Below are 21,924 nucleotides of genomic sequence, written 5' to 3'. Positions count from 1 at the left end.
AGCGCGTTGTCAGTGGCGCAGTGCATTATCGAAACCGGGAGGTGGGGCAGGTGCGGACGCTCGCTTACGACTGTGACGTGCTGGTCATCGGCGGTGGGATCGTCGGGCTGGCCACGGCGTATGCGATCACGCGTGCCGCGCCGGGCACGCGGGTGACCGTGCTGGAGAAGGAACCGGGCCCCGCCCGCCACCAGACGGGACGCAACAGCGGGGTCATCCACAGCGGGATCTACTACCGCCCGGGATCCCTGAAGGCGCGCTACGCGGTGCGGGGCGCCGCCGAGATGGTCAAGTTCTGCGCGGAGTACGGCATCGCGCACGCCGTCACCGGCAAGCTGATCGTCGCGACCGAGCGCGAGGAGCTGCCCCGCCTGCACGCCCTGGTCCAGCGCGGCCGGGAGAACGGCATTCCGGTCCGCGAGCTGCGCACCGCGCAGATCGCGGAGTACGAGCCGGAGGTGCGCGGACTGGCCGCGATACACGTCGGGACGACGGGCGTGTGCGACTTCGTGGGCGTGGCCCGGCAGCTGGCCGAGGCGTCGGGGGCGGAGATCCGGTACGGCGCGCGGGTCGAGCGCGTGGACCGCCGGGCGGAGCTCGGGGTCGCCGTCCGGACGACGCGCGGGGACGTCGTACGGGGTCGGGTGCTGGTCAACTGCGCCGGGCTGTACTGCGACGAGGTGGCCCGGATGACCGGGGACGAGCCGCAGGTGCGGATCGTGCCGTTCCGCGGGGAGTACTACTCGCTGGCTCGGCCCGAGCTGGTGCGAGGGCTGGTGTATCCGGTGCCTGACCCGGCGTTCCCGTTCCTCGGCGTGCACCTCACGCGCGGGATCGACGGAGGCGTGCACATCGGGCCGAACGCGGTCCCGGCGCTGGCCCGGGAGGGCTACGGATGGGGCGTCGTACGGCCGCGGGAGGTCGGCACGACGGTGACGTGGCCCGGGACCTGGCGCATGGCACGGCGGCACTGGCGGTACGGCACGGGGGAGCTGCTGCGGTCGGTGTCCAAGGGGGCGTTCACGGTGGCGGTGCGCAGGCTGCTGCCCGCGGTGACGTCCGACGACCTGGTGCCCGCGGCGGCGGGAGTGCGGGCGCAGGCGGTGCTGCGGGACGGGGCGCTGGTGGACGACTTCCTGATCCGGGAAGGCCCGCGGGCGGTCCACGTGCTCAACGCCCCGAGCCCCGCGGCCACGGCGTCACTGCCGATCGGGCGGGAGGTCGCCCGTCGGGCGCTGGCGGTGCTGGAGTCCGCCTGAGCAGTCGTGAGCAGTGGTGCGTGGTGTCGGCGAGCCCGGCCGGCGGCCCCCTGGGCCGGCTGCGGGGCTGCGGGCGCAGGGGGTGCTGCGGGACGGGTCGCTGGTGGACGACTTCCTGATGTCACTGCCGATCGGGCGGGAGGTCGCCCGTCGGGCGCTGGCGGTGCTGGAGTCCGCCTGAGCGGTTGTGAGCGGCGATGCGTGGTGTCGGCGAGCCCGGCCGGAGGCCTCTGGGCCGGCTGCGGGAGCACGTAAAATCGACGCACTGTGTCTGACTCCCTCAACGCCCCCGAAGCCCCCCGCCCCGGCACCACCCCAGGTCAGCCCGTGGCCGAGGGTGAGCACCCCCGTCATGTCCCCGGTGTCTCCGTCCGGCACACCCGGGCCAAGGGGGAGCCGCGGTTCCCGGACGGCCCCAAGGCCGATCCGGCCGGGTCGCACTTCGAGCGGCGGATCAGGAGTTTCCAGCCGCGGCGGAGCAGGGTGACCGCGGGACAGGCGGACGCCTTGCAGCGGCTGTGGCCCAAGTGGGGGCTCGACATCGACGGGCAGCAGGTCGTCGATCTCGGTGAGCTGTTCGGCAACGACAACCCGGTCTTCCTGGAGATCGGCTTCGGCATGGGCGAGGCGACCGCGCAGATGGCCGCCGCCGACCCCGAAACCAACATCCTCGCCATCGACGTCCACACCCCGGGGCAGGGAAACCTGCTGGCCCTCGCCGACCGCAACGGACTGGGCAACATCCGGGTGGGCAACGGCGACGCGATCATCCTGCTGCGCGAGATGCTCACGCCGGACTCGCTCGACGGGCTGCGGGTCTACTTCCCCGACCCCTGGCCCAAGAAGCGCCACCACAAGCGGCGGCTCATCCAGCCCGAGTTCCTCTCCCTCGCCGCGACCCGGCTCAAGCCCGGCGCCCTGGTGCACTGCGCCACCGACTGGGAGCCGTACGCCGAACAGATGCTCGAAGTGCTGAGCGCGCATCCCGACTTCGAGAACACCCGGCCCGACGGCGGTTTCGCGCCCCGTCCGGAGTTCCGGCCGCTGACCCGTTTCGAGGGCCAGGGACTGGACAAGGGTCATGTGGTGAACGACCTGCTCTTCCGCCGCGTACAGCGGTAGGAGCAGCGGGAACACCAGCACCGAACGACATCGACGCGCACAGCACCGACCAGATCATCGACAGCAGCACCGACAGCAACCCCCCACCGGCGCCCGAGCCCCACTCGCGCTGCTGCGGGCGGCGCCCCTGCCTCGTTAGGGTCAATGCCGTGGCCACCTGTCCCCCGTACCCGACGCACCCCACCGGTCCCACCGGCGGCGCACTGCGGCACGCGCACTGGTGGCAGAAACGCTGGGTGCGTTACGGCGCGCTCAGCACCCTGCTCGCGCTCTCCGGGCTGGTCATCCTCGCCCTGGTGCGCGAACAGACCGGCACCGAAGGGTTCCTCGTCGGGCTCGGACTGGCGGTGCTGCCCGTGCCGCTCCTCGTCGCCGCCTTCCGCTGGCTGGACCGGGTCGAGCCGGGCCCGTGGCGCAATCTGCTGTTCTCCTTCGCCTGGGGCGCGTGCGCGGCGGCGCTCATAGCCATCGTCGCCAACAGTTTCGCGACCAGATGGATAGCGACCGCGACGGCCGACCCGTCGCACGCGGACACCCTCGGCGCGACCGTCATAGCGCCCGTCGTGGAGGAGCTGGCGAAGGCGGCGGCCGTACTGCTCGTCTTCCTCTTCCGCCGCCGGGACTTCACCGGGATCGTCGACGGCGTGGTGATAGCCGGCGTCACCGCCACCGGTTTCGCCTTCACCGAGAACATCCTCTACCTCGGCACCGCCTTCGGTACCGACCAGCTCACCGGCGACCGCGGCATCGCCTCCGTCACGGCGGCGACCTTCTTCGTCCGCGTCATCATGTCGCCCTTCGCACACCCCCTCTTCACGGTCCTGACCGGCATCGGCTTCGGCATCGCCGCGCTGTCGGGCGAGCGCCAGCACGTGCGCCGCGTCCTGCTCCCGCTGCTCGGGCTGCTGCTCGCCATGGGCATGCACGCCCTGTGGAACGGCTCCTCGACCTTCGGCGAGTACGGCTTCTTCGCCGTGTACGCGACACTCATGGTGCCCGCGTTCGGGCTGCTGACCTGGCTGGTGATCTGGACCCGGCAGCGCGAGCTGAGAACCGTGCGCGAGGAACTGCCCGCCTACGTGGCCGCCGGGTGGCTGTCCCCGGGCGAGCCGTACGTGCTGGGTTCGATGCGGGACCGGCGGGTGGCCCGGCAGTACGCGCGCCGGCACGGGGGCCGGGCGGCGGCACGGTCGGTGGCGCAGTACGAGGCCTACGCCACGTCGCTGGCGTTCCTGCGGCACCGGGGGCGCCGCGGGCGGGCCGGCGCGGACTACGTCGTACGGGAGCAGGAGTTGCTGCACGCGCTGTGGGCCCGGCGGGAGTTCGCCCGGCCGGCGCTGCAGCACGCGCTGTCGGCTCAGGCCTGGCCGGCGTACGGGTACGGGGCGCCCGCCCACTGGCAGCCGTACGGTCAGGGTTACGGGCCGGCGGCGCCCTACCCGGCGTACAACCCCTACCGCTCGCCCTGAACGCCGAAAACCGGCAGTCCTGGCGTCGGGGGGACGCCGCCGGGACCGCCGGTGGATCGGAGTCGGGTGATGCTCAGGAGCCCTGGGGCCGTGAGCCCGTGGGGTTCCTCAGACGGTGAGGCCCTTGCTCTGCAGCCACGCCATCGGGTCGATGCCGCTCGCGGCGCCGTCGGGGTGCACCTCGAGGTGCAGGTGGGCGCCGGTGACGTTGCCGGTGGCGCCGACGCGGCCGATGACGTCGCCCGTGTTGACCTTCTGGCCCACGCTGACGCTGATCGAGGACTGGTGAGCGAACCAGAGCTCGGTGCCGTCGTCGAGGGTGAGGACCGTCTTGTAGCCGTACGACCCGTCCCAGCCGGCGAAGGTGATGGTGCCGGAGTGGATCGCCTTGATCAGCGTCCCGGTGGGAGCGGCGAAGTCGAGGCCGGTGTGGTAGCCGGAGGACCAGTAGGCGCCGGCCTGACCGAAGGTCGAGGTGATGGTGTACGAGGAGGTCGGCAGCGTGAACTGCTTGGCCAGCTCGGCGAGGCGCTCGGCCTCGGCCTTCTTGCGGGCCTCCTCCTCGGCGGCGGCCTTCGCGGCGGCGGCCTTCTCCTTGGCCTCCTGCTCCGCCTTGGCGACCGCGGCGGCGGCCTCCTTCTCGGCGGCGGCGACGGCGGCCTCGGCGGCCTTGGTGTCGATCTGGTCCTGCTGGAGCTCGGCCTGCGCGATGATCCGGCTGCGCAGCGCCTCACCGGCGTCCGAGGCGCCCTGCGCGGTCTGCTCGGTGGTCTCGCCCATCGTGCTGAGCGCGGTGGCCGTGTCCTCGGCGGGCTCGGCGGAGTCGTCGGAGATCAGCGGCAGGTCGGGCATGGTGATGGCGACCGGCGGCTTGCCGCTGTTCGCGCTGGCCATACCGCCCGCGCCGACGGCGGCTATGACGCCTACGCCGAGAACCGTGGAGCTGCGGGCGAGTCCCCCGCCGCGCTGCTTGGAGACACGGTGCCTGCCACGAACGGGACGGATGGACTCCGCGGTGGGATTCCACTCCTCGAACGGGCCCTCGTCGGTGCGGTAGCTGTCGTAGCCGAAGGTTTCCGTACTGCGCCGACTCGGCACGAACGGGGCTTGCGGAGCAGGCCGGTTTGACGCCACGTGGGCGTACTCCTTTCCTTCCTTCTCGCCTACCGGGTTAGCTGACGGGTTCGGAGCAGGAAGGTCTCCTACGCGCGTATACCAACCGTGCTTCCACGGCGGAATCCGTGCGATTCACCCCAGGGTGGTGGTTCCCCGGCTCCCTTGCGGGACTCGGCGCATGAGCACGGAGCCGCCTCTTGTGACGGCTGGGACGACCGCGCTGCGTTATCGAACGTTAATAGACCCGGGGTGTGGATTCCAAGCTGTTCCGCTTGATCATTAACGATTTTCGCCTGGACTTACGGGTCATCAGCTGCCTAAATCGGGCGAGTTGGCCAAGGCTCAGGAGTCCCACAGGTATTGACGGTATGTCAGTTGTTATGCGGAGGGCGCTCATCCGATCACCCTTGGTGAGAAGGATCAAGAAACGGGGGTCACGGCCGCCGAACGGCCATGAGCGCCATGTCGTCCGCCATCCCGCCGCCGGAGTGCCGGCGCACCTCCGCCGCGAGCACGCCGAGCAACGCGGCCGGCTCGCGCAGGGCGTTGGCCCGCCCGGCGAGCCCCGCTTCGGGGTCGTAGAACCGCCCGCTGTCGTCCCGCGCCTCGGACAGTCCGTCCGTGTACAGCAGCAGTGTGGCCCCGCTCGGGAAGTCGGCCTCGTCGGCCCGGTCGGGCCAGGCGCCGAGCTCGCGCATGCCGAGCGGCAGCGCCGGTTCGGTGGCGGGCAGGGAGCGCACGGAGCCGTCGGCGTACAGCAGCAGCGGGGAGGGATGCCCACGGTTCACCAGCCGCACGACGCCGTCGCTGTGCGGCAGTTCGGCGAGTACGACGGTGGTGAACCCCTCGCGGACCGAGGCCCCGTCGCGCCGCCTGCGCTCCCGCTCCAGTGCCCTCTCCAGTCGCTGCGCGACCGCCTCCAGGGTGGTCTCCTGCTCGGCGGCCTCCCGGAAGGCCCCGAGGACCACGGCGACGGCCCCGACCGCCCCCATCCCCTTGCCTCGCACGTCGCCCACGATCAGCCGGACGCCGTGCGGGCTGTCCTGCACGGCGTACAGGTCGCCGCCGATGGAGGCGCCGGTCTGCGCGGCCTCGTAGCGCGCCGCGATCCGGAACCCGCCGATGCGTTCGCCGGGTTCCGGCAGCACGGCGCGCTGGGCGGCCTCGGCGATCTCGCGAGCGGAGGCGAGGCGCTGGTCGCTGCGGCGGACGAGGACGTTGATGAGGACGGCGAGGACGGAGACCACCAGGACCGTGGCCAGCTCGGTGAGGATCTCCGCCCGGGTCAGGCCGCCGCTCAGGACCCGCAGCACGAGCAGTACGGCGAGGGCGACGGCACCGGTGAGCACCGTGCCGCGCAGCGAGTAGAGGGGAGCGGCTACCAGCGGAGCCGCCGTGAAGAAGGGCGCGCCGGTGAAGCCGGTGGGGGTGACGTGGTCGAACGCGGCACCTGCCGCGATCAGCAGGGCGGGGAGCAACCGGACGAACCGGCGCGCGTATGAGATCCGCCGCTGCTCCACCTGATCAGGGTTGCCGATCAGGGGGCGGGCAGCGAGTGCTGGGGGCCGACCGGGGAAACACTCAGGGCCGGAACTGAGAAGTTCCGGCCCTGAGCCTTCAGTAGCGGGGACAGGATTTGAACCTGCGACCTCTGGGTTATGAGCCCAGCGAGCTACCGAGCTGCTCCACCCCGCGTCGGTGAATCCATAGTACGCCATCCGCAGGACCCGAAGCACACGCGTTTCCGGCGGGCGGCTCTGACCAGGGTTTTTCGGTCGGTTGTGCGGGCCGCGTCACACCCGGCGGGTCAGGACGACAGGTGGGCGTTGGGCGCCTTGGCCCGCTGTTCGTACTCCGGCAGGACCAGGACCTCCACCCCGTGCGCCGCCAGCATCCCGCTGCCGTCGGCCCCCGTCACGAACGTGTCCGGCTCCCGCCAGGCCGTCACCACGCGGCGCACCCCGGCCTCCAGGATCAGCCGTGCGCAGGGCACGGGACGCGACGAGCGCCGGGTGCAGGGCTCCAGGCTGGAGTACACGGTGGCGGACGCCAGCCTCGGGTCCCCCGGCGCGATCTTCGCCAGCGCCGCCTCCTCCGCGTGCACCACCGGATCGTCGCCCTCCCGGGAGTACCCGCGCGCCAGCTCGGTCCCGTCGGCGGCCACGACCACGGCCCCGACGCTGAACGCCGTCGCGGACGGCGGGCACTGCGCCGCCAGCTCGCAGGCCAGCGCCAGCCAGTGCCGGTCCGCGGCGGCGGGGAGGGCGCCGGCCCCGGGTGCCGTCGGCTCGTAGCGCATCAGCACGACGTCCTCGATCCGCCGTGTCTCCAGCAGCCGCAGCCGCCCGCCCTGGTAGGCGCCCGGCCCGAACAGCCGCGGCGCCCCCGAGTCCCCGACGAACAGCGGCGCGAGCACCAGCTGCAGCTCGTCCGCCAGCCCCTGCTGGAGCAACTGGGTGTGGACCGTGCCGCCGCCCTCGACCATCAGCCGCTCGACACCGCGCACCTCCCGCAGGTGTGCCAGCAGCCCCCGCCAGTCCAGTTCCTCGCCCAGCGCGACGACGTCCGCGGCGACCGGCTCCCGCCGCAGCCGCTCCGCGCCCTTCTCCGTCGTATAGACGATCTTGTCGCCGCCGGTGTGCCAGAAGTTCGCCGCCGGGTCCAGCTCGCCCGACGCGCTGACCGTGACCTTCAAGGGGTACTCCGACTTGCCCCGCGCCACCCGCGCGGCCCGCCGCTCGGCCGAGTTCACCAGGAGCCGGGGGTTGTCCGCCCGGATCGTGCCGGCGCCGATCAGGATCGCGTCCACGGACGCCCGGACCTCGTCGACCCGGTCGAAGTCGGCGACGCTGGACAGCAGCAGCCGCTCAAGGGTCGTGTCGTCGAGGTAGCCGTCCAGGGAGACGGCGGCCGACAGCAGGACGTAGGGGTACGACGGCATGGGCGCGCTCTCCGGCTCGGCGATCTGATCTTGGTTCAACTTTGAAACAAACCTACACTGGTCACATGACGACTCGCTGGCTCACCCCGAAGGAGCAGCGCGCCTGGCGCGCGTACGTCGCGGCCGCCGCTCTCGTGGAGGACGCGCTGGACCGGCAGCTCCAGCAGGAGGCCGGCATGCCCCATCTGTATTACTCCATCCTCGCCACCCTCTCCGAAACCCCGGAGCGCAGACTGCGCATGACCGACCTCGCCGAAGGGCTGAAAATCACCCGCAGTCGGCTGACGTACGCCGTCACCCGGCTGGAGCGGGACGGCCTGGTGCGGCGCGAGGACTGCCGCTGGGACAAGCGGGGCAGCATCGCGGCCCTCACCGACGAGGGCATGCGGGTGCTGGAGCGCGCGGCGCCCGGTCATGTGGAGACCGTGCGATCGCTGCTCTTCGACCGGCTGACGCCCGAGCAGGTCGGGCAGCTGGAGGAGATCTTCACGGCGGTCGGCGAGGGGTTCCAGGGGGAGGGCGCGCACGCCTCCCCGGACGACGTGCCCTGGCGGCGGCGCTCCGGCAAGTCCTGTTCGTGATCCGCGCGACAGTCCCGTTGATTCAAATTTGTTGATTCAAATTTAAAGCAGGGGTAGGGTCCTGACCGAGCAGCTGATTCAAATCTGAAGCAGCCCGCACGTACGGAACCCGGAGAACCCGCATGCCCGACTTCACCGCCGCCGCCACCCAGCGCGCCCGCGTCCGGGTCCCGCTGCGCTTCCAGGACGGCTACCGCATCGACGCCGAGCTGGTCACCTTCCACGGCCTGGCCGACGGCCTGGAGCACGTGGCCGTCGTCCTCGGCGACCCGGCCCCCGGCACCACCCCGCTGGTCCGGCTGCACTCCGAGTGCCTGACCGGCGACGTCTTCGGCTCCGCCCGCTGCGACTGCGGCCCCCAGCTGCGCGAGGCCGTCGAGCGCATCGCCGAGCGCGGCGGCGTCCTGCTGTACCTGCGCCAGGAGGGCCGCGGCATCGGCCTCTACAACAAGCTCGACGCGTACGCCCTCCAGGACCAGGGCCTCGACACGTACGCCGCGAACGCCGCCCTGGGCCTGCCCGAGGACGCCCGCGACTACACGGCCGCCGCCCAGATGCTCACCGCCCTCGGCATCGGCGATCTGGACCTGCTCTCCAACAACCCCGACAAGGCGGACCAGCTGCGCGCCCTCGGCGTCGAGGTCAAGGACCGCGTCCCCACCGGCGTCTTCGCCACCCCGGACAACCTCCGCTACCTGCGCGCGAAGGTCCTCCAGACCCAGCACACGCTGCCGCTCGGCGACCTCGCGGAGCTCAACGCGGGCTGACGGCAACGCGAAGGGGCGGGCGCCCGGCACCGGACGCCCGCCCCTCGGTCGTGGGTACGACGGCTACGGCGTGACCTTCTCGATCGTCACCCCGCCCACACCCGCGGTCGTCCCGCGCGTGTTCACCAGCCGTACCTCACCGAAGAGCTGCCGGCCCTCGGGCACCGCCCGCGCGACGGTGACGTCGGCCGCCGCCTTCGCCGTCCCGCCCGTGCCGAGCTTCACCGGCGTCGCCTCGTCGACCTCGACCGAGCCGAGCGCGGTGGAGAAGAAGGCGTCCCGGTAGTCGTACGCGGTCGAGCCGGACGGCACCTCGAAGCCGGCGACCTCCACGGTGTAGGTGCCGGCCGCCGGGGCGGCGATGGAGACGGACTCCTCGGCGTCGCCGTCCGCGGACTGGCCGACGAGCTTGCCGGCCGCGTCGTACACCGACAGGTCCAGGTCGGCGCCCAGGTCGGAGACCTTGCCGATGGAGACGTCCAGCGAGGTCGTGCCCTCGGGCACCTCGATGGTGCTGGTGTGCGTCTGGCCGCCCGCGATGGTCGGCCGCGCCGTCTTCGACGAGCCGAGCGCGCCGCCCTTGAGCCTGCCCTCGACCGCCTCCAGCTTGTTGGTCACCGTCCAGGACGCGTCGACCGGCGTGCCGACCTTGGCCTCCGGCACGGTCACGGTCGCCGGGTCGAAGGACGCGCCGTACACGGTGGCGGCCAGCTTGAACGGGTTGTCGAGCAGCGCCGACGTACGGCGTGCGTCGACCTCGATCTCCCAGACGCCGGGCTGCGGGTCCTCGTAGGCGGCGATGTCCGTCGTGCCCGGGTCGTCGTCGGCGGCCGTGACGCCGTACGGGTTGATGGCGCTGAACAGCGTCCTGCTGCCCTCTTTCAGTCCGCCGAGCGTCACCTGGAGCGACTTGGCGCCCTCGGGGACGGTGAGGAAGTACGACTTCACGTTGTTGCGCTGCACCGAACCCGAGGCGGTGAAGGTGTGCCGGACCGGCGTGGAGACCACCACGGTGGCGAGGATCTGCTCGTCGACGCCGACCGTCCGCGGGTCGTCGGCCTCGAGGATCGCGCTCTTGATGCCGGCGTGCTTCGGCGCGGCCTGCACCTTGACCGTCACCGGCTTGTTCAGCGGCAGGCTGACCACCTTCGGGCCGGCGATCGAGAAGGTGCGGGCCTTGTTGTTCGCCAGGCGCAGGGTGTGCGGGAGCGAGCCGGCCGGGCCGGACGTACGGGTGAGGGTGATGTCGTACGTCTTCTTCTGCCCCGCCTTCAGACCGCCCTCGCGGTCGTACAGACCCGTGCCGAAGCCCGGCGTCTTCAGCGCCTGGTCGAGCGCGGTGTCGACCGGGGCCTTGACCGCGTAGTCGTGGGCGGTGGCGCCCGCCTTCACGGCCTTCCAGGCGTCGACGACGTCGATGCGGCCGGCGCCCTCCTCGTAGGCCTGGAGTCCCTCGATGTGGTGGGCGGTCGAGGTGAGCGCGGTGCGCAGCTTCTCGGGCGTCAGATCGATGCCCTTCCGCTTGGCGGCCGACAGCAGCAGCGCGGACGCGCCCGCCGTCTGCGGGGAGGCCATCGACGTGCCGTTGTACATGGCGTAGCCGGCCGGCAGCTTCCAGCCCGCCTCGGCGATGGGCGCGCCGGGCATCCAGGCCGGGATCGTGCTGACCGCGGAGCCGGGGGCGACGACGGTCGGGGTGAAACCGCCGTCCTCACGCGGGCCGCGCGAGGAGAAGTTGAACAGCTGGTACTTGTTGCGCACCCCGGTGCCGTAGTTGGCGGCGAAGGTCTCCTTGGAGACGCCCGCGCCGACCGAGATGACCTTGTCGGCGAGGCCGGGGTCGCCGATGGTGTTGGCGCCGGGGCCGGAGTTGCCGCCGGAGATGACCAGCTGGACGCCGTAGGTGTCGATGAGGCGCGTGTACAGCTCGGCGCGGGCGTTGTTGCCGTCGTTCAGCGGGGGCAGGCCGCCGATGGACATGTTGACGACGTCGACGCCGCGGTTGACGACGAGGTCGATCATGCCCTCGGTGAGCGCGACGTTGCTGCATCCGGGGCCGAAGACGCAGGCCCGCGAGGAGACGATCTTCGCGCCGGGGGCGGCGCCGTCCATCGCGCCGCCGAACATGCCGTTGGCGGCGGTGATGCCGGCCACGTGGGTGCCGTGGGCGCCCGCGGTGAGGCCGATGTTGACGAAGTCGGCCTTCTTGCCGGCCCAGTCCCCGCCCAGCGGGTCCATCGGGACGTCCCTCCGGACCTCCACGACGAAGTCCTGGGTCTCGGGGATGTCCGTGGCCGGGTCGTCGGTGCCGAAGTGGCCGACCTGGTGGCCGTCCTTGTACGGCTTCATCGGGGTGTCGTCGGTGAAGTCGCCGTTGTCGTCGACGTCGACGGTGACCGTCCCGGCGGCCGGGTCGTACAGGACACCCCAGTCGTCGGTCGTGTCGCCGTCACGGTTGACGTCACCGTCGGCGTCGCCCTCCGTGACCTTGCCCTGAGCGGTGACGGCCTCGCGGAAGGTGCTGATCCGGTAGGTGCCCTCCGGTGCCTTCCAGCTCTTGCCGCCGTAGGTGAAGGAGGGCCCGGAGACGGAGGTGGTCATCGCACGCCAGGTGCCGTCGCCGTCGACCAGGGGGTCGGTCGCGGTCACCCAGTCGGCGATCTTGCGCTCGCCGGTCGTGGTCTTCCGCAGCGCGGGGCTCGCGAGGTCGACCCCGGTGTCGAGGACGCCGATGGTGACTCCGCGCCCGTCCGCCTCGGGGTTCTTCTTCACGAAGTCGACGGCGCCCGTCTCGAAGGACGGGTTGTACGGGTTCTTCGCCGGGGTCCCCCGGCCCGGGCCGGGGTAAGTCGCGGCGGAGGCGCCGGACTTGCCGTCGGCGTCGAGGCTCGGCTCCTCAAGGGGTATCTCCTCGCGCAGGTCGATGGCCTGCACGGAGGCGAGCCGCGTGGCGGCGGCGATGGCCGAGTCCGCCCTGCCGGTCGGCACGGTGGCCCGGACATAGCCGAGCTTGTCGTACGTACGGCCGACGGAGGCGCCCTTGACCGCGTCCAGCTCCCGGGCGACCTGCTCGGTCTGTCCCGGGGCCGTGGCGATCATGATCGTGACGTTCTTGGCGCGCTGCGCCTTGGCCTCGGCGAGGAGGTCCGCGTCGTCCGAACCGAGCTTGTCGTGGGCGGACTTGACGCCGGGGTCGGCCGGGGCGGCGGGGGCGCCGTCCGCGGCTGGGGCGCCGTCCGCGGCGAGGGCGAGAGGAAGGGGGCCGGCCGCGCAGAGCGCGGCGACGAGGCCCGCTGCCACGGCGGTACGGGCGACGCGTCGCCCGCCCGGTATCGCGGCAGGGTGGGGGGTGCGGGGCATGGTGATCCCTGATGCCGGAGGAACGTAGGCGTCGGCGGCCGGGTCGAGCACCTTCGACCGCCGCGGTCCGGAATGTGATCCCGGATGATCGCCCAGCTTCCCTCAAGGGACCGATTTCTGTTGATAGTTCACGGTGGGGAGATCACGGACTGACGCAAACTCGCCATGTGCCACCTGGGACTTATCGGGGTGGTCCGTGACATTCCTGTGCGGCGGCCGGGGGCGCGCCCGAGCTCACTGAGTGCGCGGCAGTTCCACCGTGATGCGCATCCCGCCGTCGGAGCGCGGGGTGAGGGTGAGGGTGCCGTCGTGTGCGTGGGTGATGGTCTTGACGATCGCCAGGCCCAGGCCGACGCCCGCGTGGTCGGTGTGGATGCGTTCGGTGCCGCGCTGGAAGGGTTCGGTGAGGGTCGAGACGCGCTGCGGGGTGAGCTTCTCGCCGGTGTTCTCGACGGTGAGCACCACCGTCCGGTCGCGGACGCCGGTGTGGACCCACACCGTGCCCTCATCCGGCAGGTTGTGGACGATCGCGTTGTGCACGAGGTTCATGGTCAGTTGCAGCAGCAGCGCCGGTGATCCGGTCGTCGGGGTGATGTCGCCGCCGGTCTCGACGGTGACGCCGTGCTTCTCCGCGAGGGGCAGGAGTGTCTCGGTGGCTTCCTCCGCCACGAGGGACAGGTCGACGGGCTCATGGGTGAAGGACCGCTGGCCCGCGCGGCTGAGCAGGAGCAGTGCCTCGGTGAGCTCGATGGCTCGGGTGTTGACGGTGTGGAGGCGCTCGACGAGTTCGCCGGTGACGCGGCTCGGATCGGTGCGGGCCACGTCGAGAAGCGCCTTCGAGATCGCCAGCGGGGTGCGCAGCTCGTGGGAGGCGTTGGCCGCGAACCTCCGCTGTTCGCCGACGTGTGCCTCGAGCCGTACGAGCATCGTGTCGAAGGCGTCGGCGAGTTCGCGGAACTCGTCCTTGCGGCCGGGCAGCCGGATCCGGTGGGAGAGCGATCCGCCCGTGGCCAGGCGGGTTGCGTCCGTGATGCGGGTCAGCGGGGCGAGCATGCGGCCGGCGAGGATCCACCCTCCCACCAGGCCGAACACCAGCAGGAACGCCAGTACCGCGGCCGCCCGCGGAGCGAAGACGTCGAGGAGGGAGGACCGGACGGGAAACACGCCGTTGCCGGGACCGTCGTCGGGGTTGATGAGGGTGGCGCGTTCGGGGACGTACCGCAGGAGGAACACCCAGACCGCGGTGAGCAGCAAGGCGCCGGCGACCATGAGGAACCCGGCGTAGCTGAGGGTGAGCTTGAGCCGAACGCTCAAGCCGGGCGCCCTATCCACGGTCTCCGGCCTGGTCATCCACGGTCTCCCGCCTGGTCATCCACGGTCTCCTCCTCGTCATCCACGGTCTCCCGGCTCGTCGCCGGCCTCCCGCCGCACGTCGATGCGGTAGCCGGCGCCCGGCACGGTGGTGATGATCCAGGGCTCGCCCAGCCGCTTGCGCAGCGCCGAGACGGTGATGCGCACGGCGTTGGTGAACGGGTCGGCGTTCTCGTCCCAGGCGCGTTCCAGGAGTTCCTCGGCGCTGATCACCCCGCCTTCGGCGGCGACGAGCACCTCGAGCACGGCGAACTGCTTCCTGGTCAGCGCGACATAGCGGCCGTCCCGGTAGACCTCCCGGCGGAACGGGTCCACCCGCAGCCCCGCGATCTCCCGCACCGGGGGCCGGCTGTGGCCACGTCTGCGGTCGAGTGCCCTGAGCCGGAGTGCGAGTTCCTGGAGTGCGAAGGGCTTCGTGAGGTAGTCGTCCGCGCCGAGTTCGAACCCGGACGCCTTGTCATCGAGGCGGTCGGCCGCGGTGAGCATGAGGATCGGCGTGCCGCTGCCGGAGGCGACGATGCGTTCGGCGATCTCGTCACCGGACGGTCCGGGAATGTCGCGGTCGAGGACGGCGATGTCGTAGGCGTTGACGCTCAGCAGTTCCAGAGCGGTGTCGCCGTCGCCGGCGATGTCGGCCGCGATCGCCTCCAGCCGCAGACCGTCGCGGATGGCCTCCGCCAGAAAGGGTTCGTCCTCGACGACCAGCACACGCATGCCCTCAAGGCTACGAGTCGGTACATATCGTCGGCGTATCGAAAACCGCATACGTGCCGGCAACACCGCGCTGCCTTGACTGGCCGCATGACTCGAACCGGACCATCGGCACGGACCACGACCGCCCCGTACGCCCGGACGCGGCGATGACCGGCGAAGAACGGGCGCAGACGATGCCGCGGGCTGCCACGGCACAGGCCGACCCGCACGGAGGCAGCCGCCCGGACAGCGACACCCGTCCCCGACACGCGCGCATCCGCCGGGCGATCCGCGGCGGCCTTCGGCCGGAACCCTGGAAGCGCGGCCCGGTGCTCGTGGCGCAGGCGCTGCTGCTCGGCCTGCTCATGCTGCTGCACGCGAGGATCCCCAACCGGATCGGCAACCTCGGCAGCCTGGTGGAGACCTTCCTGCCGTGGTTCGGCCTTTTCCTCCCCGTGCTGCTGGCCGGGGCGCTGTGGCGCCGCTCCGCCTCCGCGGTGGCCGCGCTGCTGCTGCCTGCCGTGGTGTGGCTGCACCTCTTCGGCGGGCTGCTCGGCGACAGGTCCCGGCCGGGCGGCGACCTGACCGTGGTCAGCCACAACGTCGGCGCCGACAACCCCGACCCGGTCGGCACCGCCCGCGACCTGGCCGCCTCCGGCGCGGACGTGCTGGCGCTTCAGGAGATCGCCGCCGAGGCGAAGCCGCGGTACGAGAGGGAACTGGCGAAGGCGTACCGGTACCACACGGTGCAGGGCACGGTCGGGCTGTGGAGCAAGCTGCCGCTGTCGGACACACGGCCGGTCGACACCGGGATGGACTACGGGCCCCTGGCGAAGACCAAGCCGGCGGACGTCAAACTGACCGACAACCGCGGGCTGCACGCGACGGTGTCCACGCCCCGGGGCCCGCTGTCGGTGTACGTGGCCCACCTGGGTTCCGCCCGGGTGAACCCCAGAGGAGGCTTCGTCACGGACCAGCGCGACCGCGGCGCCGAGGCCCTCGCCAAGACCGTCGCCGCCGACCGGAACGAACGGGTCCTGCTGCTCGGCGACCTGAACGGCACCCTGGACGACCGCGCCTTCACTACCCTCACCACACAGCTGACCTCAGCCCAGACGGCGGCGGGCGCCGGCTTCGGCTTCAGCTGGCCGGCGAACTTCCCGGTGGCCCGGATCGACCAGGTCCTGGTCCGGGGGGTGGAGCCGATGAGCGCGTGGGTGTTGGGGGCCACGGGAAGCGACCATTTGCCGGTGGGGGCACGGGTCGGCTGGTGAGCACCGAGCCCCGGAGGACGGGGTCGAGCCTGGGGCCGGCAGACCACACACCCCGCTCAATACGCACAGGACCCCAGGACTGTTCAGATCGCCGTCCTGGCGGGCAACGGCGGTGCCATGCGTTTCTACCAGCAGCGGGGAGCAGTGCCCTTCCTCACGACCGTCGTCGCCGCCACCAGCCACCACCCCGGGTCGACCCACGGCAAGCAGGACAGCGCCCGGGCCGACTGATGCCGGTCCGGGCCCTACGTGGCATCTGAACGCCGGCCCCGGACCGGGTCGCTGCTCCTCGGATCGGGATCTGCGCCATGTCTCCGCAACTCTCACGCATGCGCGCGGCGAGGTTGACCCACGGGGGTGCGTCAGGCAGCCGCCGAACCATCCGCGGACGCCGCAGCCGATCCACAGGCCACGGGCACATCCGCTCACGCATCGCTCCCGCATCGCTCACGCACGCGCCCGAAAACGAGCCAGCGCCCGGGCCGACTGAGGCCGGTCCGAGCGCTGCACCGCAGGTCAGAAGAGGTTTCCCCTCCCCCGCGTCCGTAGGCCCTGTGGGACTCGAACCCACAACCAATGGATTAAAAGTCCACTGCTCTGCCAATTGAGCTAAGGGCCCAGGCGATGTTGCCACCCCGAGCATAGCCGGACGTGGCCGTGTCTCCGATCGGGTATCGGAGACACGGCCACGTCAGCGGTGGCGAAGGGCCGCGGAGCGAGGCGCTCCGGAACCCGGTGCGCGCCCAACCGCTACGGATCCACCGGTTCGGGCGCCCCCGCCCGAGCCGCCTCCCGGGCGATCGTCCGCTCGTGGTCGGGGTTGAGGAACCAGTGCCGGGCCGAGGCCAGCCACCAGGCCGACGCGAAGCCGAGGACGGCCAGGACGGCGACGGGGGCGTAGTTGAAGCTCTCCCAGGTGACCGGGGACACCTGCGGCAGCATGAACAGCACCGTGATCACGCCGACCCACACCACCGCCACCACGCCCACGACCCCGGACCAGCGGCCCAGATGCCACGGCCCCCGCTCGAACGCGTCCCCCTTGCGCACCCGCAGCAGCGTCGGGATGACGTACGCGATGTACAGGCCGATGACCGCGATCGACGTCACCGCCGCGTACGCCGTCACGTTGATCAGATAGGGGAGACCCAGGAGCAGCGCGCCGCCCGCCGCCAGCCACACCGCCGCCACCGGCGTCCTCGTGCGCGGGCTGACCGTGTGCCAGAGGTGCGAGAACGGCAGTGCGCCGTCGCGCGAGAAGGCGTAGATCATGCGGCTGTTGGCCGTCACCGACGCCATCCCGCAGAACAGCTGCGCCCCGATGACGACCAGCAGGAGCAGCTTGCCCGCCGTCGCCCCCAGCGCGTCCAGCAGGATCTGCGCGGGCGGCGCGCCCGTCGGGGAGGTGAGGGCGCCCTCGTACGACTGGATCGCGAAGGTGAAGCCCAGCAGGAGCACGAACCCGGCTATCCACGACGTCCAGATGGACCGCACGATGCCCTTCGGGCCGGCCGTCGACGCGTCGTGCGTCTCCTCCGTCATGTGGGCCGAGGCGTCGTAGCCGGTGAAGGTGTACTGGGCCATCAGCAGCCCCAGGAGGACCACGTAGACCCCGCTGCCCCAGCCCGTGTTGTTCACGAACTCGCCGAACACGAACGACGCGGAGCGGTGCTCGTCCGGTACGAAGGTCAGCGCGCCGACGATCACCGCGACGCCCACCACGTGCCACCACACGCTGACGCTGTTGAGGAGGGCCACGATCCGCACCCCGAAGGTGTTCAGCAGGCCGTGGAGCACCAGGATCCCCGCGAACAGCAGGATCGTGCGGCCCGGCGTCACCTCGAAGCCGAACTGGAGGTTCAGGTAGGCGCCGAGGAACGACGCCGCCCCGAAGTCGATGCCGGCCGTCACCGCCACCTGGCCCAGCACGTTGAACCAGCCCGTGAACCACGCCCAGGCGGCCGCGGACCGCGGCGGCGCGAGCCGGTGGGCCCAGAAGTACAGGCCGGCCGACGTCGGATACGCCGAGCAGATCTCGGCCATGGACAGACCCACGAAGAGGGTCATCAGACCTACGGCGACCCAGCCCCAGACGATCACCGCCGGGCCGCCCGTGTTCATGCCGAACAGATAGAGCGTCAGGCAGCCCGACAGGACCGAGATGATCGTGAAGGAGACCGCGTAGTTGGAGAACGCCGACATGCGGCGGGCGAGAACCTGCGTGTAGCCGAGCTGGGCAAGCCGCTCTTCGTCCGAGATCCCCCCGGAAGACCGCCCACTCGCTATGGCGTCATCTGTCATGTCCCCAGCGATTCCCTCACCGGGGGCATGACACACGTCACATCTTGGCTAGAAAATGCCCTTGTAGCCCTGCCAGCCGCTCGCGATCTTCACCCGCGGCCCGAACGACCCCTTGCCGTCACCGTTGTTGCGCCACACGTTGCCACTGCCGTCCCGCGAGACAAGGTCGGCCTTCCCGTCCCCGGTGATGTCCCCGGCGCCGACGATGACGTTGTAACCCGAGCCCCAGCCCGAGAAGACCTTCACCCGGTCCTTCAACAGCCCGTTGCCCAGGCCGTTGTAGCGCCACAGCACCCCGGCCCTGTCCCGGGCGAGGACGTCCCCGTGACCGTCGCCATTCACGTCCCCGACACCCACGATCTTCGTGTAGCCCGTCCACGCCGAACGGATCTTCTTCCCCGCCGCCAGCGTCCCGTCGCTCTTCGCCGCGAAGAGGTGGATGTCGCCGGTCGACGCCTTCCGCGCCAGCAGATCGGCCCTCTTGTCGCCGGTCAGATCGCCGGGCGAGGTGAGCACGTTGTAGGCGTTCCAGCCGGTGCCGAGCTTCGTATACGCCATCGAAGGTGTCGGCGCCAGCCCGCACTTGACCTTGTAGCCGCGCAGCGAGCCGTCACTCATCCGCACCAGCACGTCATTGCACCGGTCGCCGTTCAGGTCCCCGAAGGGCACCGCGACCACCGACGTCGACCAGCCACCCCCGGACACCTTCCCGGAGAAGGTGCCCTTGCCCGTGCCCTGCTGGAAGGTGAGGGTGCCGGAGGAGTTGAGGGTGAGCAGGTCGGCGTTGCTGTCCGGCAGCCCTTCCGAGCCCACGTGGTCGTGACGCTCGGGTGTGCCGTGCAGCAGCTTCACCGATCCGCGCACTTCCAAGGGCGCGCCGACCCCGTCGGCCGGTGTGACGGTGAGCGTCCAGTCGTAGGTTCCGTTCGGCAGGAACACGTCCCCCTGAACCGCCGGGTCGTCGCCGTGCCAGCCGACGCTCAGCTCACCGCGCGCCGCATCGCCGTCCACGCCGTCGCCGTAGACCTTGCCGGTGGCGCGATTGCGTACGGTCAGGTCCCACCCCGAAGACGGCTTCGGCAGCAGCACGGTGGTCAGGGTGTCGGGCGCCGTGTCGATAGCGCGGGCCTCGACGTACGGCGCGTTCCACACCGGCCCCAGCAGCCGCAGCGGCTGCTGCGCGACCCCGGACGGTACGAGGTGCACGCGCTCCTGGTCATCGACGTACGCCGCGTTCGCGCCGGCCTCGTCGACCGTCCAGCGCACGCCCCGCTGCGAGACGCCGGTGTCGGGCAGGTCGCCGATGACGCGGCTCACGGCCGTGCCGTCGGTGACCGTGGTGAGGATCAGCTTGCCCGCCCGCTTGTCGTGCGTGACGACGAACCCGTCACCGAGCTCGGCCTCACCGCCCGGCACGGGCACGGACGCCTTCGCCGTACGGTCGTAGACACCGGCCTTGCCGTCAGCGCAGGTCCAGTACAAGTACCGGCCCAGCGCCTGGAGTTCAGTGGGGGTGCAGCCGGCGTCGGTGGTGAGGGTCTCGGTGGTCTTCTTGGCGGTCAGGTCGTACGCGGTGACGCTGCCTGGGGTGCTACCCGCCGTCCAGAGGGTGTCGCCGGAGAGGGCGGCGGCGCCGGGCGCCCGGGTCACCGCTGCCGTACCGTCGTTGCCGATCTTGATGACCGTCTGCTGGGTGGCGGTCGTGTGGATCAGGTACTGGCCGGACACATCGGTGATCCGCCCGCCCGCCGGAACACCGCGCTGCCAGAAGGTGTACGGGGCGGCCCCGTTGACCCGGAGGCTGTCGTAGCCCGCCGAGTTCCTCATCAGCCAGACGGCCCGGTTGTCGGCCGTGTTGTGCAGGGCACAGCCGCCCTCCTGTGCCGGGCAGTCGTGCATCAACAGCTCCGACCCGTCGTACGAGGAACGCTCGCCGAAGGCGGGAGTGCCGGTCGCGGCGACGGTCCGCACGTAGCTGTCGCGATAGCCGGCCCAGCTCTTGTCCGCGACCAGGAGCCGGCCCTGCTGCAGGGCAATGCCCTGGATCTTGTGCGGAGGTTTCGGCAGCGCCTTGACCATGGTCACGACGGGCTTGCCGTCCGCACCCGGGTGGATGCGCTGGATTCCCCAATCATCCGCGCCCGAACGGCCGATGACGACGGCGGTGCCGTCCGGGGCGGCGGAGATACCGGAGCCGGAGGAGGGCAGCACCGTGACCGGGTCGCCGCCCGCGATCGGAACGGCGGTCACCTGCGCCTTACCGCCCGGGCGGTGGACGAGCCAGTCGCCGACCACGGAGAGGTCGTCGGCCGGAGTCGTCCCGTCGGCTCCGTCCAGCGTCACCTCGGTGGGAGCGGCCGACAGGTCGGAACGCGAGTACACGTACACCTTCGAGCCGGCGGCACCGGCGTACACCGCCAGGTACTCCGGCGAGATCTTGGCGTACCCGGCGGAAAGCGGCGGGGTCCAGCTCCTGACCTGGCCGGTCCGCGGGTCGACGGCAACCATACGGGTGCTTCCGTCCAGCACGGCACGGAAGAACAGTTCGCTTGCGTCGCCCCGCACAGGCCCCGCCAGCTTCATCCCCGCGGGCTCGCCTCCGACGGTCACGTCACGCGTGCTTCCGTCGGGCCCAGGACTCAGCAGATGGGTGACCCGCGTGGTGGTGCCGTCCTCGGCAGTGACGTTCTCCAACGTGACGACGCTGCTGCCGAAGACACCGAACGTACTCTGCCCCTCCGGCACCCGGATGGTGGCAGTCGTGCCGTCGGCGGCGTTCCAGAAGTCGACCGTGCCGCCGTAGCGGTACGCGAGGACATCACTGCCGGTTCCCACGGCGATCGCTGAGCTGTTGAAAGCCGGCGCGTCGAAGGACCTGCCGTCGTCGTACCGCGTCCACACCCTGCCGTGTCCCTCCAGCCGGTGGAACACGCCCCGCGCGCCCGCTCCGTCCCCGCCGCTGGTGGTGTCCGGGCTGATCAGAGTCGCCGACGTGTACGTACTTCGCAACGCCGCCGGTACCACCGTCTCCTGCGGCACCTCCACCGCCGACGCGGTCGGCATCAGCGGGCTCAACCCCGCCGCGAGCGCCGCGGACGCGGCTACGGCGACGGCGGCGCGTCTCGCGCGCGTGAGACGTACGAAGGCATGACGAGCCAAGGCGGATCCTCCCCAGGAACACGAGGGGGCAGCGTGCACTGCATCGGGCTGCTTCAGATGCCCCCGGCCCCGGCCGTCGCATCCCCCCAAAAAAGTGGGCTGATCCTACAGCGCTCTCACACTCCAGGCACAGCAAAGCGCCGTGGCCCGAAGGGACCACGGCGCTTGCCACTCACTCGGCGTCAGCCGTTGCGCTTCCAACGCGGCTTGTCCTCGCGACGCCCGAAGGAGCCGCCGCCGGTGCCACGGTGGTCGTCACGTCGGCCGTACGGCCGCTCGTGGCCGCCCGAGCGGAAGCCGGGGCGGTCGTCGCGGCGGTCGCGGTTGAAGGGACGGTCGCTGCCACGGTGACCGCCACGCTCGTCACGCCGCTCGAAGGAACGCCCGGCCGGACGGTCGTCCCGGCGGAAACCACCGCGGTCGTCGCGACGCTCGAAGGAACGCCCGCCACGGTCACGGTCGAAGGAACGGCCACCGCGGTCGTCACGACGGTCGTCCCGGCGGAAGCCGC

The 21,924-nt window shown here is 71.3% G+C and carries 15 protein-coding genes, 2 tRNA genes, 1 pseudogene and 1 riboswitch; of the genes and pseudogenes, 7 read left to right on the top strand and 11 right to left on the bottom strand.

The window, feature by feature from the left end:
• Positions 1-50: 50 nt before the first annotated feature.
• From lhgO to ACIRD7_RS31250, 4 genes are all read left to right on the top strand, one after another.
• Entirely contained in the window at positions 51-1,259 is a 1,209-nt protein-coding gene (gene lhgO / locus ACIRD7_RS31265) for an L-2-hydroxyglutarate oxidase (RefSeq protein WP_403458835.1), read from the top strand.
• A 13-nt stretch (positions 1,260-1,272) separates the two neighbouring features.
• The gene (locus tag ACIRD7_RS31260; RefSeq protein WP_403458834.1) at positions 1,273-1,440 is read left to right on the top strand and encodes a hypothetical protein; all 168 of its coding nucleotides are present in this window, start codon (positions 1,273-1,275) and stop codon (positions 1,438-1,440) included.
• An 86-nt stretch (positions 1,441-1,526) separates the two neighbouring features.
• Positions 1,527-2,381 carry a tRNA (guanosine(46)-N7)-methyltransferase TrmB gene (gene trmB / locus ACIRD7_RS31255; RefSeq protein ID WP_403458833.1) on the top strand — a complete coding sequence of 285 codons (855 nt, stop codon included), beginning with the start codon at positions 1,527-1,529 and terminating at the stop codon, positions 2,379-2,381.
• Positions 2,382-2,530: 149 nt separating this feature from the next.
• Positions 2,531-3,850, top strand: a complete 1,320-nt coding sequence (locus ACIRD7_RS31250) for a PrsW family intramembrane metalloprotease (RefSeq protein WP_403458831.1) — start codon at positions 2,531-2,533, stop codon at positions 3,848-3,850.
• A 108-nt stretch (positions 3,851-3,958) separates the two neighbouring features.
• On the opposite strand, the gene ACIRD7_RS31245 is transcribed toward ACIRD7_RS31250, so the two are convergent.
• From ACIRD7_RS31245 to ACIRD7_RS31230, 4 genes are all read right to left on the bottom strand, one after another.
• Positions 3,959-4,984, bottom strand: coding sequence for a M23 family metallopeptidase (locus tag ACIRD7_RS31245; RefSeq protein ID WP_403458829.1), 1,026 nt, complete (start codon positions 4,982-4,984; stop codon positions 3,959-3,961).
• A gap of 11 nt (positions 4,985-4,995) precedes the next feature.
• A riboswitch (cyclic di-AMP (ydaO/yuaA leader) is annotated at positions 4,996-5,153 on the bottom strand.
• A 247-nt stretch (positions 5,154-5,400) separates the two neighbouring features.
• Positions 5,401-6,486: a PP2C family protein-serine/threonine phosphatase gene (locus ACIRD7_RS31240; protein WP_403458828.1), complete on the bottom strand. Its 1,086-nt coding sequence runs from the start codon at positions 6,484-6,486 to the stop codon at positions 5,401-5,403.
• Between the two features lie 101 nt (positions 6,487-6,587).
• A tRNA-Met gene (locus tag ACIRD7_RS31235) sits at positions 6,588-6,661 on the bottom strand.
• 112 nt (positions 6,662-6,773) lie between these two features.
• Positions 6,774-7,907 carry a dihydrofolate reductase family protein gene (locus ACIRD7_RS31230; RefSeq protein WP_403458884.1) on the bottom strand — a complete coding sequence of 378 codons (1,134 nt, stop codon included), beginning with the start codon at positions 7,905-7,907 and terminating at the stop codon, positions 6,774-6,776.
• A gap of 65 nt (positions 7,908-7,972) precedes the next feature.
• On the opposite strand from ACIRD7_RS31230, the gene ACIRD7_RS31225 reads away from it, so the two are divergent.
• Both ACIRD7_RS31225 and ribA read left to right on the top strand, forming a co-directional pair.
• The gene (locus ACIRD7_RS31225) at positions 7,973-8,488 is read left to right on the top strand and encodes a MarR family winged helix-turn-helix transcriptional regulator (RefSeq protein ID WP_403458827.1); all 516 of its coding nucleotides are present in this window, start codon (positions 7,973-7,975) and stop codon (positions 8,486-8,488) included.
• A 122-nt stretch (positions 8,489-8,610) separates the two neighbouring features.
• Positions 8,611-9,255, top strand: coding sequence for a GTP cyclohydrolase II (gene ribA, locus ACIRD7_RS31220; RefSeq protein ID WP_403458825.1), 645 nt, complete (start codon positions 8,611-8,613; stop codon positions 9,253-9,255).
• A gap of 63 nt (positions 9,256-9,318) precedes the next feature.
• On the opposite strand, the gene ACIRD7_RS31215 is transcribed toward ribA, so the two are convergent.
• The 3 genes from ACIRD7_RS31215 to ACIRD7_RS31205 all read right to left on the bottom strand — a co-directional run bounded on the left by ACIRD7_RS31215 (position 9,319) and on the right by ACIRD7_RS31205 (position 14,700).
• On the bottom strand, positions 9,319-12,615 hold the full coding sequence (locus ACIRD7_RS31215; protein ID WP_403458824.1) for a S8 family serine peptidase: 3,297 nt from the start codon (positions 12,613-12,615) through the stop codon (positions 9,319-9,321).
• A gap of 234 nt (positions 12,616-12,849) precedes the next feature.
• Positions 12,850-13,929, bottom strand: coding sequence for a sensor histidine kinase (locus ACIRD7_RS31210; protein WP_403458822.1), 1,080 nt, complete (start codon positions 13,927-13,929; stop codon positions 12,850-12,852).
• A 75-nt stretch (positions 13,930-14,004) separates the two neighbouring features.
• Complete coding sequence (locus ACIRD7_RS31205; RefSeq protein ID WP_403458820.1) at positions 14,005-14,700, bottom strand: response regulator transcription factor; 696 nt, start codon at positions 14,698-14,700, stop codon at positions 14,005-14,007.
• A gap of 146 nt (positions 14,701-14,846) precedes the next feature.
• Here ACIRD7_RS31205 and ACIRD7_RS31200 point away from each other — a divergent pair, with 146 nt between their 5' ends.
• Positions 14,847-15,953: an endonuclease/exonuclease/phosphatase family protein gene (locus ACIRD7_RS31200; RefSeq protein ID WP_403458818.1), complete on the top strand. Its 1,107-nt coding sequence runs from the start codon at positions 14,847-14,849 to the stop codon at positions 15,951-15,953.
• A gap of 546 nt (positions 15,954-16,499) precedes the next feature.
• Here the strand turns inward: ACIRD7_RS31200 and ACIRD7_RS31195 are convergent.
• From ACIRD7_RS31195 to ACIRD7_RS31180, 4 genes and pseudogenes are all read right to left on the bottom strand, one after another.
• Positions 16,500-16,572 (bottom strand) — tRNA-Lys (locus tag ACIRD7_RS31195).
• 131 nt (positions 16,573-16,703) lie between these two features.
• Positions 16,704-18,254, bottom strand: a complete 1,551-nt coding sequence (locus ACIRD7_RS31190; RefSeq protein WP_403458817.1) for an amino acid permease — start codon at positions 18,252-18,254, stop codon at positions 16,704-16,706.
• A gap of 48 nt (positions 18,255-18,302) precedes the next feature.
• Positions 18,303-21,413 carry an FG-GAP-like repeat-containing protein gene (locus ACIRD7_RS31185; RefSeq protein ID WP_403458815.1) on the bottom strand — a complete coding sequence of 1,037 codons (3,111 nt, stop codon included), beginning with the start codon at positions 21,411-21,413 and terminating at the stop codon, positions 18,303-18,305.
• 182 nt (positions 21,414-21,595) lie between these two features.
• Positions 21,596-21,924, bottom strand: a pseudogene (locus ACIRD7_RS31180) (RNA helicase); the annotation flags it as partial.

The organism is Streptomyces sp. NPDC093568 (assembly GCF_044764945.1).
GTDB lineage: Bacteria > Actinomycetota > Actinomycetes > Streptomycetales > Streptomycetaceae > Streptomyces.
The sequence above is the reverse complement of the archived record's forward strand: the minus strand, read 5'-3'. Positions and strand labels throughout refer to the sequence as shown.

What these genes read in the sequence shown, in the direction of transcription:
- ACIRD7_RS31230 (WP_403458884.1), bottom strand. Translation starts at nt 7,907, where the DNA reads ATGCCGTCGTACCCCTACGTCCTGCTGTCGGCCGCCGTCTCCCTGGAC.
- ACIRD7_RS31225 (WP_403458827.1), top strand. Translation starts at nt 7,973, where the DNA reads ATGACGACTCGCTGGCTCACCCCGAAGGAGCAGCGCGCCTGGCGCGCG.
- ribA (WP_403458825.1), top strand. Translation starts at nt 8,611, where the DNA reads ATGCCCGACTTCACCGCCGCCGCCACCCAGCGCGCCCGCGTCCGGGTC.
- ACIRD7_RS31215 (WP_403458824.1), bottom strand. Translation starts at nt 12,615, where the DNA reads ATGCCCCGCACCCCCCACCCTGCCGCGATACCGGGCGGGCGACGCGTC.
- ACIRD7_RS31205 (WP_403458820.1), bottom strand. Translation starts at nt 14,700, where the DNA reads ATGCGTGTGCTGGTCGTCGAGGACGAACCCTTTCTGGCGGAGGCCATC.
- ACIRD7_RS31200 (WP_403458818.1), top strand. Translation starts at nt 14,847, where the DNA reads ATGACCGGCGAAGAACGGGCGCAGACGATGCCGCGGGCTGCCACGGCA.
- ACIRD7_RS31190 (WP_403458817.1), bottom strand. Translation starts at nt 18,254, where the DNA reads ATGACAGATGACGCCATAGCGAGTGGGCGGTCTTCCGGGGGGATCTCG.